This is a genomic window from Qipengyuania sp. (assembly GCF_043423005.1).
GTDB lineage: Bacteria > Pseudomonadota > Alphaproteobacteria > Sphingomonadales > Sphingomonadaceae > Qipengyuania.
In genome coordinates this window covers 21983-33320 of the sequence record NZ_JBHWMI010000088.1, presented here as the reverse complement: position 1 = coordinate 33320, position 11338 = coordinate 21983, and the positions used below count along the sequence as shown (strand labels likewise).

The 11338-nt window shown below is 65.8% G+C and carries 11 protein-coding genes and 1 tRNA gene; 6 read left to right on the top strand and 6 right to left on the bottom strand.

All coding sequences use genetic code 11. From position 1 onward, the window contains the following. Positions 1–277: GcrA family cell cycle regulator (locus ACHFFA_RS12070; RefSeq protein ID WP_394271079.1), on the bottom strand; the 277-nt coding region annotated here is incomplete at its 3' end. 73 nt (positions 278–350) lie between these two features. On the opposite strand from ACHFFA_RS12070, the gene ACHFFA_RS12065 reads away from it, so the two are divergent. Continuing rightward, positions 351–1253: an ABC transporter permease gene (locus ACHFFA_RS12065; RefSeq protein WP_394271078.1), complete on the top strand. Its 903-nt coding sequence runs from the start codon at positions 351–353 to the stop codon at positions 1251–1253. 9 nt (positions 1254–1262) lie between these two features. Here ACHFFA_RS12065 and hspQ read toward each other — a convergent pair whose 3' ends face one another. Beyond that, positions 1263–1643 (bottom strand): heat shock protein HspQ, encoded by a 381-nt coding sequence (gene hspQ, locus ACHFFA_RS12060; protein WP_394271077.1) that lies wholly within the window; start codon positions 1641–1643, stop codon positions 1263–1265. A 158-nt stretch (positions 1644–1801) separates the two neighbouring features. On the opposite strand from hspQ, the gene ACHFFA_RS12055 reads away from it, so the two are divergent. Then, positions 1802–1891, top strand: a tRNA-Ser gene (locus ACHFFA_RS12055). A gap of 338 nt (positions 1892–2229) precedes the next feature. Here ACHFFA_RS12055 and ACHFFA_RS12050 read toward each other — a convergent pair. From ACHFFA_RS12050 to otsB, 3 genes are read right to left on the bottom strand one after another with little or no spacing between them, the layout of a single operon-like run. Next, entirely contained in the window at positions 2230–3663 is a 1434-nt protein-coding gene (locus ACHFFA_RS12050) for a trehalose-6-phosphate synthase (RefSeq protein ID WP_394271076.1), read from the bottom strand. Positions 3664–3670: 7 nt separating this feature from the next. Continuing rightward, positions 3671–5473: a glycoside hydrolase family 15 protein gene (locus ACHFFA_RS12045; protein WP_394271075.1), complete on the bottom strand. Its 1803-nt coding sequence runs from the start codon at positions 5471–5473 to the stop codon at positions 3671–3673. After that, positions 5470–6219: a trehalose-phosphatase gene (gene otsB, locus ACHFFA_RS12040; protein WP_394271074.1), complete on the bottom strand. Its 750-nt coding sequence runs from the start codon at positions 6217–6219 to the stop codon at positions 5470–5472. The genes ACHFFA_RS12045 and otsB overlap by 4 nt, the downstream gene beginning before the upstream one ends. A 158-nt stretch (positions 6220–6377) precedes the next feature. Here otsB and ACHFFA_RS12035 point away from each other — a divergent pair, with 158 nt between their 5' ends. Genes ACHFFA_RS12035 through ACHFFA_RS12020 form a run of 4 tightly spaced genes read left to right on the top strand, consistent with a single transcriptional unit; the run spans position 6378 to position 9855 of the window. Beyond that, positions 6378–7490: a glycosyltransferase gene (locus ACHFFA_RS12035; RefSeq protein ID WP_394271073.1), complete on the top strand. Its 1113-nt coding sequence runs from the start codon at positions 6378–6380 to the stop codon at positions 7488–7490. Then, entirely contained in the window at positions 7480–8562 is a 1083-nt protein-coding gene (locus ACHFFA_RS12030) for an acyl-CoA dehydrogenase family protein (RefSeq protein WP_394271072.1), read from the top strand. The genes ACHFFA_RS12035 and ACHFFA_RS12030 overlap by 11 nt, the downstream gene beginning before the upstream one ends. A 2-nt stretch (positions 8563–8564) precedes the next feature. Further along, entirely contained in the window at positions 8565–9296 is a 732-nt protein-coding gene (locus ACHFFA_RS12025) for a PIG-L deacetylase family protein (RefSeq protein WP_394271071.1), read from the top strand. Further along, positions 9289–9855: an SAM-dependent methyltransferase gene (locus ACHFFA_RS12020; protein WP_394271070.1), complete on the top strand. Its 567-nt coding sequence runs from the start codon at positions 9289–9291 to the stop codon at positions 9853–9855. Before ACHFFA_RS12025 ends, ACHFFA_RS12020 begins: the two co-directional genes overlap by 8 nt. A gap of 111 nt (positions 9856–9966) precedes the next feature. On the opposite strand, the gene gdhA is transcribed toward ACHFFA_RS12020, so the two are convergent. Beyond that, the gene (gene gdhA / locus ACHFFA_RS12015; RefSeq protein WP_394271069.1) at positions 9967–11313 is read right to left on the bottom strand and encodes an NADP-specific glutamate dehydrogenase; all 1347 of its coding nucleotides are present in this window, start codon (positions 11311–11313) and stop codon (positions 9967–9969) included. Positions 11314–11338 lie beyond the last annotated feature (25 nt).

The following is an 11338-nucleotide window of genomic DNA, read 5'->3' as shown; positions in this document are numbered from 1 at the left end:
TATGTGGCCGCGCCGCTGGCTGCTTGGCAGCCGCCGGGCGCGCTGCCGGCTTGGTCGCAGGTGCGGCGGAGGTGCGCGGCGTTGCCAGCTTTTCCTGGGCGGCCTTCTTCTCGCCCGGCTTGACCGGGGACGGGCGTGCCTTGAGGCCGAGACGGTGCGCCTTGCCGATCACCGCATTGCGGCTGACCCCGCCCAGTTCCTCGGCGATCTGGCTGGCGGTCGACCCGCCTTCCCACATCTTCTTCAAGGTCGCGATGCGTTCGTCGGTCCAGCTCATACCAAGATCCTGCAATCCTTCTTGCGCCCGGGCGCGCTTGCCAGCGAGGGTGCCCGGCCCTAGGCGCGACGCCATGACCGATCAAGTGCAACCCGCCTCGTTCGATACCGGTCGCGAGGGACAGTCGCCCCCGCCCGGTGATGCCCCGCCCGTCGCCCGGTTTCCGGCACGCGGGGTGCCGATAATCACTGGGGTCAACCGGGTTGGGCTGTGGAGCCTTTATCTAAAGGAAGTGCGGCGGTTTTTAAAGGTGCAGACCCAGACCATCTGGGCGCCTGCGGTGACGACACTCCTTTTCCTGGTCATCTTCACCGTCGCCCTTGGCCGGTCGGACCGCACGATCCTGGGTGTCAATTTCGCGACCTTCATCGCGCCCGGCCTCATCGTCATGGCGATGATGCAGAATGCGTTCGCCAATTCGAGTTTCTCGCTCCTCACCGGCAAGATCCAGGGCACGATCATCGACCTGCTGATGCCGCCGCTGTCCACAGGCGAACTGATGACCGGGATCGTCGCGGCGGCGATCACCCGTGCCGTGGCAGTCGGGGTGGCGGTGGCGGCTGCGATGGCATTCTATCCGGGCGTCGATCTGGAACTCGCGCATCCCTGGGCTGTCGTCTGGTTCGGGCTGATGGGGGCGACGATGCTGGCGCTGATCGGCCTGCTCGCCTCGATCTGGGCAGAGAAGTTCGATCACAACGCGGCGATCACCAATTTCGTCATCGCACCGCTGAGCCTGCTGTCGGGCACGTTCTACGTCATCGACAACCTGTCGCCCCTGTTCCAGGCGATCAGCCGGGCCAATCCGTTCTTCTATGTGATCTCGGGCTTTCGTTTCGGCTTCTTGGGCGAAAGCGATATCGGCAACACCAATCAGGCGGTGATCCACGGCGCAATCGGGCTGGCGGTCTTCAACGTCGCCCTCGCCTGGGGGGTTTACCGGGTGCTCAAGTCCGGATGGAAGATCCGCAGTTGACCCGCCCTGTCAGTGGGTGAGCTTGCGCCGCATGCGGTAACGCCCGTCTTCGAACATCTCGAAATAGTCATGGACATCCGGATGCGAAACCGGCCCGCCGAGCGCGTCGGCAATGAGGTTCTGCTGGCTCACATAGGCGACGTAGTCGCTGTCATCGCTTTCCGCGAGCAGGTGATAGAAGGGCTGATCGCGGTCCGGACGGATGGGCTCGGGGATCGAGGCGTACCATTCCTCGCTGTTGGCGAAAACTGGATCGACATCGAAGATGACCCCGCGAAAGTCGAACGCCTTGTGCCGCACCACGTCGCCGATGGTGAAGCGCGTCTTGACGTGACGGGGAACCTCGATCGTGCGACCGGCCTGGGCGGAAAAATAGGAAACCTTGTCCATATGTTCACAACATATGGGTGAGGCGGCCGCATAGACAAGGCGGTGCAAGCGACTGTCCCCCATGGGGATGCGCGAAAGGGCTTGGCAAGCGGTAGCCGACAGGCTAACCGCCGCCCTCGCTTCGACCCGGGCCCCGGCCCGCTTGGCGTACCCGGCACGGAGAGGTGGCAGAGTGGTCGAATGCGCCGCACTCGAAATGCGGTTTACGGGCAACCGTAACGTGGGTTCGAATCCCACCCTCTCCGCCATCGTCTTTATAAGCAAGCAACTCAAACGCAAAAAGACGTCCGGACTTCTTTGCTCAGCCCTTTACGGTTACACTGCTTATAGCATCATAGTGGCAGTTCTTCATAACGAGGCTCTCCAACGTTTTCTAAACAGTCGAGAGTAGATCTTCGACTTTAGGTGAGCTAAAACGAAGATAGTCAGTCTCAAGTAGGTTTATCTGGATCGCACTTCGGATCGTATGCTCTCAGGCAGTCACTGCTTTACGCTTTCAGTCTGCTGTTTCAGCAGCCCAAACGTCGATCAAATTCTGAAAGTTTTCCATCGAAACGCCCGTTCGATTCTCTGAGGCCTAAGGAAATCACGACAGCGATGTCGAACCTGGGCTGTTAATATCAGACGGTGCTATCGGCGTGCCGCACGAAACGAGTGCGTCAAGAAAGGTTCGCGTCCAGACTTCCAGGTTCTGCGTGCGGACGCATTCGAACATTGGTTGCCAGCGGGCCTTGCGCTCGTCGAGCGGCATTTCGAGGGCGATCGCGATGTTTCGCGCGATGTCGTCGGGACTGTGCGGGTTGACCTGCAGCGCCTGTGTCAACTGCTCTGCCGCCCCGGCGAAGCGGCTGAGGATCAGCACGCCGGGATCTTCCGGGTCCTGCGCCGCGACATACTCCTTCGCCACCAGGTTCATCCCGTCACGCAGCGGGGTCACGAGGCCGATCTTGCAGGCCCGGAACGCCCCGAAAAGTTCCGCTGCCGAAAGCCCCTGATTGACGTAGCGCACCGGCACCAGATCGATCCGGCTGTAGGCGCCGTTGATCTGCCCGGCCTTCTGCTCGAGCACGGCGCGGATCTGCTGGTAGCTCTCGATATCCTCGCGGCTGGGCGGGGCGATCTGGATGAAGACCAGGTCGTTGACCTGCTCGGGATGGCGCTCGAAGAAGCGGCTGATCCCGTCGAGCCGCTCGGGCAGGCCCTTGGAATAATCCAGGCGGTCGACGCCGATCATGGCGGTGCGGCGGCGCGTGCTCGAAAGGAGGCGCTGGGCCGTCTGGCGCGCCTCCCCGGTCTCGCCTAGGCCGATGAAATGGTCGAAATCGATCCCGATGGGGAAGCTCCGGGCCACTGTGCAATGCCCGTCGATCCTGATTTCGCCACTGTCCTCGCCGACCGACGCCCCGAGTTCTTTGGCGCAGTAATGCTGGAAACTGTCGAGCCATTCCGCGCTTTGAAAGCCGACCACGTCATAGGCGAGAAGCGCGCGCACCAGCCGTTCGTGATGGGGGAGAGAGGTCAGCAGCCGGGTCGGCGGCCAGGGAATGTGAAGGAAGAACCCGATCCGGTTGCGAAAGCCGCGGCGGCGCAGCGCATCGCCCATCGGGATAAGGTGATAATCGTGGACCCAGACGACATCGTCGGCCCGCAACATGGGCGAGACGCAGTCAGCGAAGCGTTCATTTACCGCTTCATAGCCGATGCCCGTATCGCGTTCGTATTCGGCAAGGTCGAGCCGGTCGTGGAACAGCGGCCATAGCGTCGAATTGGCATAGCCTTCGTAATAGTCGGCGATCTCTTCGGGGCTGAGATCGACGGTGGCGAAAGTGGCGCCGTCCTGCGTTACGACGGCGGGCTCGTTCGACGGCGCCTCAGCGGTTTCTCCCGACCAGCCGAACCACAGGCCGCCGCGGCTCTTCAACGCCCCGAGAAGCGCACCGGCCAGCCCACCCTGCGCTCCGCCAGAGCCGCGCGAGTTCGGCGCGGCCACCCGGTTCGACATGATGACTAGGCGAGTCACAGGAGAATCAGCGGATGGTGTTCCAACTCTTGGACAACAGCACGGCGCAGTTGATCACCCCAACCAGCGAATAGGTTTGCGGGAAGTTCCCCCACAACTCCCCGGTCTCGAAATCCATGTCCTCGGATAGCAGGCCCGATGCGGTGGCATGGCCCAGCATCCGCTTGAACAGTTCGCGCGCCTCGTCATCGCGGCGGGCGAGGTGGAGCGCCTCGATCAGCCAGAAGGTGCAGACGTTGAAGGCAGTTTCCGGGCTGCCGAAATCATCCTCGGCGGCATAGCGCAGCATGTGTTCGCCGCGGCGAAGCTCTCGTTCGACCGCGTGCAGGGTCGCCTGGAAGCGCACATCATCGGGTGCGATATAGCGGACCTCGGCAAGCTGGAGCAGGCTTGCATCGATGTAATCGCTCTCGAAGCTGGCTTTGTAATGGCCGCCGTCCTCGTCATCGACCCAGGCGCGGCTCTCGATCGTCTGGCGGATGGTGCGGGCACGCTCGCTCCACAGCGCCTGTCGCTCTGCCTTGCCGAGCCGTTCGGCGATGTTGGCGAGGCGGTCGCACGCGGCCCAGCACATCATCGCCGAATAGGTGTGGACCTCGGTACGGGTGCGGAATTCCCACAGCCCCGCGTCGGGTTTGTCATGCATGGCCCAGGCAACGTCGCCGACCAGTTCCAGCCGGGCGAAATCGAGCTCGTCCGACATCCGTAGCAGGCGCCGGTCGAAGAAGGCATGCGCGCTCGGCAAAACTATCTGGCCGTAGCAATCGTACTGACGCTGGAGATAGGCGGCATTGCCGACGCGTACCGGGCCCATGCCCCGATAGCCGGGCAGGTGCTCGGCGATCGCCTCGTCGAGCCGGCCTTCCCCCATCACTGAATAGAGCGGCTGGATGTCCCCGTCGCTCGCCGCATCGACCACGTTGCGCAGGAAACCGAGATATTTTTCCAGCACGTCGAGCGCGCCCAACCGGTTGAGCGCCTGCACGGTGTAGTAGCTGTCGCGGATCCAGCAATAGCGGTAGTCCCAGTTGCGCTCGCTGTTGCGGGCCTCGGGAATGGAGGTGGTGAGCGCCGCGACGATGGCGCCGGTCTCCTCGTGCTGACAAAGCTTGAGGGTGATGGCGCAGCGGATCACCTCGTCCTGCCATTCGAGCGGGGTGGCGAGCCCGCGAACCCACAGCTGCCAGTACTTGCGGGTCTGCTCCTCCATCGCGCGCGTTTCGGCGCGCAAGTTGCCGCTGAACGGCTCGTCGGGGCCGAGGAAGAAGTGCTGGTCGCTCTCGACCCGGTAGGGACGCCCTTCAAGGACATGGCCGACCGGCGCATCGGTCGACAGGCGCAGCCCCTCCTCGGCACCGAGGAAGCGGACATGGTTGGTGCCGCGCACGGTCGGCGCCGTCTCGGCCCCGTAATTGCGAGCAAGCGAGAGCGTGACCTTTAGCCGCGGCGCTCCGGCGACTGGACGCACTGTGCGGACATAGGCGACTGGGCGGTACATCCGCCCCGAGCGTTCAAACCGCGGGCAAAAATCGGTGATCTCGACCGCGCTGCCGTCTGCGGCCTCCAGCCGGGTGACGAGGATCGGGGTATTGCGCACGTAGCTCTGGCGGACCGCGACCTGCCCTACGAGTTCGAACCGCCAGACGCCGCGATCCTGCTGCTCGCCGCCAAGCAGGCTGCAGAAGACGGGGTCGCCATCGACCTTCGGCACGCAGCCCCAGACGAGCCCGCCGCCGCGGTCGATCAAGCCCGAAACCTGGCAATTGCCGATGGGGCACAGGTCGAGGGTCGTGGTGGGAGGCGCGGTCATGCGCGAAGCCAATCGCTAACCGCCGCCGGATCGGCAAGGGCGAATTGGGCGAGCGGGGCGGGCCTCTCTCCTACCGCAATGGCGATCCCGCCGTGTTCGCGGACCGCAGCAAAGCCGTCGTCGTCGGTCACGTCATCGCCGATGAAGACCGGGCGCGCGCCCGCGAACGGCGGCGTTGCCATGAAGGCGTGCACTGCGGCGCCCTTGTCGGCACCCGGCCGGGCGAGCTCGGCGACGAACTTGCCCTGCTTAAAGGCAAGACCGTGACGCGCGGCGAGGCCTTGCATGAAGACGCGGCTGCACCCTTCCAGCTCGGGCGCGGTGCGCGAATGGAGTGCGGCGCCATGGGCCTTGCGCTCGAACCGCGCGCCGCTGCTGCGGGCAAAAGCCTCGACCTCGGCGATCACTGTAGAGTCGAGCGGGAGAGCGGTCGCATCGAGCGCGGTCCCATCCGCGCCCCGCCGCGATGCGCCATGCGATCCGGCGCAGGCGATCGGCAGTTCGCCTAGATGCTGCGCAAGGTCGGTCAAGTCGCGCCCGCTGACGATCGCCAGCCGCCCCTCGAGCCGTGCCGACAGCCGAACGAGATTGGCGGCGAGACCCTCCGGCACCACGATTGCGTCGGGTGTGGACGCAATCTCCACGAGCGTTCCGTCGAAATCGAGGAACAGCGCCGCTGGACCGGCGGCGATGATCTCGCGCAGGGCCGGCGGGGGCGGGGGCGGGAGCGGGGTCGGATCCAGCATCGCTGCCGCTTGCGAGATGGGTCCAGCTTGGTCAACCCGGGTCGACGCGAAGGCCCCTGCCACAAAGCCCACCAAGGATGGTTCGGCAACCGAGGGGGCCGTCGCGCGTATCGGTTAGGCCCCCTTCAGCGAGGACTGCCGCCCTGAAATACTGCGATATGCCTCCGCCACAAGTCGATGCCGGGTTCCGTTTCGGCGCAGACCACCTTGCTGCACTCCTCGCCGCGGCGCCGTTCGGCGGGCGGGTGACGGTGCGCGGCTTCGCGCAGAACGTTACCGAGCCGCTCGATTACGCAGTCGCGCTGCCGGTGCGGAACGAAGAGGGCTACCTGCCGCGCACGCTCGCCGCGCTGGGGGCCGCGATGAAGGCAGCCCCGCAAGCGGGCGGCCTCGTCGCGGTGGTCAACAACAGCAGCGATGCCTCCGCTGCTCTGATCCGGGCCTGGGCGGCGGAGGGCGGGGTACCGCTGTGCCTCGCCGATGTTGCGTTCGACCCCGCGATCCGCAACGCTCCGCATGCGCGCCGGCTGGCGCTCGATGTGGCGGCCCGGCTCGTCCCTGGCGGGCTGCTGCTGACGAGCGATGCCGACAGCCGGGTCGCGCCCGACTGGGCCGCCCGAATGGTTGCCCTGTGGCAGCAGGGCTGCCAGCTGCTGTGGGAGGACATCCGGCTGGACGAGGCCGAACTTGCCGCCCTGCCCGCACGGGTGCGGGCGGTAGGCGATGCTGAGCGCGACTTCTTCGCTGCCAGCAGCCGCCTGTGGCGCCGCTGGACCGATGCCGATACGCCGCCCTTCGCGGTTCGCGCATCGGGCGCCAGCATGGCAGTATGCGCGGCAGCTTATCGCGCGCTCGGCGGCCTGCCGACCCCCTCGGTGGGCGAGGACAAGGCGCTTGCCCAGGCGGTGCTGGAGCGCGGGTTCGCGATCGGCGAGCTTAAGGACGGCGGGACGGTGACCTCGGGCCGCTTCGAGGGGCGGGCCGATGGTGGCTGCGCCACCGCCTTGCGCGAACGCGCGACCCATCCCGATCCGGCCTGCGACGAGGCGCTGATCCCAGTCCGCGCGCTGAGGCGGCGCGCGGCGCTGTGGAACGCCTTGCCCGCGGGGCACGAGCGCTTCCGCCTGTTTGCCGAGCGCCTTCGCTGCGACGCGCAATCGCAGCTACCCCGGATGCATTACGCCGAGGTGCTGCGCGAGCTCGCCATCGCCGAGGCCCTTCTCGCAGGTGAGGACGGCGGGGACTACGAAGGGCTGAGCGATGTCGCCTGATCCCGCCGCGCCGGCGCTGCTTGCCGCCATCGCCTCCCGTGCGGGTGCCGCCGATCACCGCGAAGGCGATGTGGCCGCCGATGTTGCGGCGCTCCACCAGGCGGGGTGGCTCGCGGCTTGCCTCCCGCACGCGGCGGGCGGGGCGGGGTGGGGCACCGAGCCGGGCGGCACGCTTGCCGCTCTCGACGCCCTGCGCGGTCTTGGACGGAGCAACCTCTCGGTCGCGCGACTTTTCGAAGGGCACATGAACGCGGTGAAGCTCGTCGCGCTTTATGCAGCTGAGGAGTTGCGCGAGAAAAGCTTCGCAGCTGTTCGCGACGGGGTGTTGTTCGGGGTCTGGGGGGCGGACGATCCTGCCCGCCCGCTTGCACTACGGGATGAGGGAGATGCGCTGATCCTTGAAGGTGCAAAGCGCTTTGCCTCGGGTCTGGGCATCGTACGCCATGCCGTCGTGACGGCAGGAGACCGGCTGCTGCTGGTCCCCACCGACGACGACACGCGCGCCGATCCCGCCGGCTGGACGATGGCCGGAATGCGGGCGACCCGCTCGGGCAGGTATGACTTTACCGGCCTCGCCCTGCCGCCCAACGCCCTCCTCGGTGAAGCAAGCGACTACTACCGCGAGCCCTTCTTCGAGGGCGGCGTGTGGCGCTATTGCGCCGCGCATCTCGGCGGGGCGGAAGCGTTGCACGACGCGGTCTGTGAGACGCTCGTCGGCCTTGGCCGCACCGGCGACCCGCATCAGCAGGACCGCATCGCCGTCAGCGCGATGGCGCTAGAGACCGCGCGGCTGTGGCTGCTGCGGGCCGCGAGCGAGGTCGAGGCAGAGGGCGCTGACCCGCGCAAGGCGGCCCTGTCGCTGTTCGCCCGCGAGGTGACCGAGCGCAGTTGCCGCGAGGTCATCGCAGCCGCCGAACGCGCGCTCGGCATGGCGGCCCATGTCGAGGGCAGCGTGATCGAGCGGATGCGCCGCGACCTCGCGCTGTTCCTGTGCCAGGCCGCGCCTGACGCGAAACGCGCGCGGGCGGTCGGCACGCTACTCGACACCGGCACCCGGATCGAGGAGCTGTGACGGTGCCGCGCGAGGCCGCCGGATCACTGCTGCGCGATGCGACAGGTGCGCCCCACGCCTCGCTCGACGAACTGACCCCGCCCGGCGGGCTTCTGGTTGTGGTCCCCCACCCCGATGACGAGGCGCTCGGCTGCGGCCTGGCGCTGGCCGCGGCCGCGGATGCCGGGCGGCGGATCGGGGTGCTGCTCCTGACCGATGGCGAGGGCTCGCACACTGGCTCGGCCCGGTTCGAGCGCGAGCGGCTGATCGCGTTGCGGCAGGGCGAGCTTGCCCAGTCGCTGGCCGAGCTTGCCGGCGGGGCTGAAATACCCGTCCTACGCCTCGGCCTGCCGGACGGGTGCAGCGAGGAACGCGATCTTACCGCGCACCACGTCGAAAGCGCGCTGGATTTCGCACGCCCGTTCGAACCCCGCGCGGTCTGGACGACGTGGGAGCACGACCCGCATTGCGACCACCTGACCGCCGCCACGCTCGGCCGCCGCCTGGCGAGCCGGCTCGACGCAGTGCTGTGGCGCTATCCGGTGTGGGGCCGCTTCGACGAAGGCTCGGCGCATCGCGAAGCCGATCTGCGCCTGTTCGCATCCGCCCCGCACCTTCCCCGCAAGCGCGCTGCGATCGCCGCGCACCGCTCGCAGTTCACCGACCTGATCGACGACGATCCCAAGGCCTTCCGCATGCCCGACGCCCTGACCGAGCATTTCGCCGCCCATCCCGAGATCTTCCTGCGTGACTGAGCCCCCCTCCGAACGCGCGGCGACCTTCGACCGACTCTATGCCGCCAACCCCGATCCGTGGGAGGTCGAGACCAGCGCCTATGAACAGGCCAAGCGGGACGAGACCATGGCAGCGCTGGGCACGCAATGCTTCGCAAGCGCGTTGGAGATCGGCTGTTCGACCGGCATCCTTACCGAGCGGCTGGCGCCGATCTGCGAAAGGCTTGTCGCCATCGATGTCTCGGCCGAGGCGCTTCGGCTGGCAAGAGAGCGATTGCAGGGCCAGCCGCATGTAACGTTCCAGCATGGCGAGGTGCCCCGTGACTGGCCGGCGGGGCGGTTCCACCTGATCGTCTTTTCCGAAGTGCTCTATTTTCTCTCCGCCGATGAGATCGTCCGCGCCTCAACGCTGGCGCGGCAGGCTCTTGCCGACGACGGGAAGTGCTTGCTGGTCAACTGGACCGGGCCGAACGATCTTCCGATTGGCGGCGATCGTGCGGTCGATCTGTTCGGTGGTCAAGGTTGGCGGGTGGCCGAGCATCGGACCCGTCCGAACTACCGCATCGACCTTTTCGCCTAAGCCTCGAAGATGTTTTGGCTGCCCGGCACTCGGCCGCGAACCACTGGGCTTTCGTCAGGCGCCCCCAACCAAGCCGCCACTCAGCCGGACGCGCGCATCGAGCCCTCCGGCCTAGATCACGCCGAGCGAGCGCATTGCCTCCGCGACCCGCACGAAACCGGCTATGTTGGCACCCAGCACGTAGTTGCCGGGGGCTCCGTATTCTTCAGCTGTCGTGGCGCAGGCATCGTGGATCGAGTGCATGATTTCCGCCAGCCGAAGCTCCGTCTGTTCGAAAGACCAGCTGTCGCGCGATGCATTCTGCTGCATTTCCAGCGCAGAGGTGGCAACCCCGCCGGCATTGGCCGCCTTGCCCGGGGCAAAGAGAACCCCCGCGTCCTGGAACAGCCTGACCGCTTCCGGCGTCGAAGGCATATTGGCGCCTTCTCCAACCGCCACAACGCCATTGTCGATTAATGCGCGCGCATCTTTCCCGGTAAGTTCGTTTTGCGTCGCTGACGGCATGGCCACATCGCAAGGCACGGTCCAGATCGATCCGTTATCAATGAAACGCGAACCCGCGCGTCCGGACGTATAGGTAGATATGCGATCGCGCCTGATCTCCTTGATATCCTTCAGGAGTTCGAGATCGATCCCCTCCTCGTCGACGATAAAACCACTGGAATCCGAACAGGCGACGACCTTCCCGCCCAGTTGGTTGATCTTCTCGATCGTATAGATGGCGACGTTGCCCGAGCCGGAAACCACCACGCGCTTTCCCGCAAAGCTGCTTCCCGCTGTCCCAAGCATGCGCTCGACAAAATAGACCGCGCCGTAGCCGGTGGCCTCGGCCCTCGCCCGCGACCCCCCATAGGCCAGGCCCTTACCCGTCAGAACCCCGGCTTCGTATCGGTTGGTCAAGCGCTTGTATTGACCGAACAGGTAGCCGATCTCGCGCCCGCCGACACCAATGTCGCCAGCAGGTACGTCGGTATATTCGCCCATGTGCCGATGCAGCTCTGTCATGTACGACTGGCAAAATCGCATGATCTCGCCATCGGATCGGCCGCGCGGATTGAAATCCGAGCCGCCCTTGCCACCGCCGATCGGAAGGCCCGTGAGTGCATTCTTGAAGATCTGCTCGAACCCGAGGAACTTGATGATACCCAGATTGACGGAAGGGTGGAACCGCAATCCCCCCTTGTAGGGCCCCAGGGCCGAGTTGAACTGCACGCGAAAGCCGCGATGGATCTGGACCTGTCCCTTGTCGTCCACCCAGGGGACGCGGAAGATGATCTGGCGCTCAGGCTCGCAAAGGCGTTCAATCAGGGAGTCTTCAAGATAGTGCGGGTTCTTCGCAACGACGCGCCCGAGACTTTCCAGAACCTCGGTAACCGCTTGGTGGAACTCTGCCTCACCAGCGTTCCTCTTCAGAACCTGGTTCAGTATGCCTTCGAGCTTCTCATCGATCTTCATCATGTTACCCCCGCTGAATGTAAGCTTT

Coding starts and splice junctions, on each gene's coding strand:
- hspQ (WP_394271077.1), bottom strand. CDS start 1,643: ATGGACAAGGTTTCCTATTTTTCCGCCCAGGCCGGTCGCACGATCGAG.
- ACHFFA_RS12045 (WP_394271075.1), bottom strand. CDS start 5,473: ATGACCGCGCCTCCCACCACGACCCTCGACCTGTGCCCCATCGGCAAT.
- gdhA (WP_394271069.1), bottom strand. CDS start 11,313: ATGATGAAGATCGATGAGAAGCTCGAAGGCATACTGAACCAGGTTCTG.
- otsB (WP_394271074.1), bottom strand. CDS start 6,219: ATGCTGGATCCGACCCCGCTCCCGCCCCCGCCCCCGCCGGCCCTGCGC.
- ACHFFA_RS12035 (WP_394271073.1), top strand. CDS start 6,378: ATGCCTCCGCCACAAGTCGATGCCGGGTTCCGTTTCGGCGCAGACCAC.
- ACHFFA_RS12065 (WP_394271078.1), top strand. CDS start 351: ATGACCGATCAAGTGCAACCCGCCTCGTTCGATACCGGTCGCGAGGGA.
- ACHFFA_RS12030 (WP_394271072.1), top strand. CDS start 7,480: ATGTCGCCTGATCCCGCCGCGCCGGCGCTGCTTGCCGCCATCGCCTCC.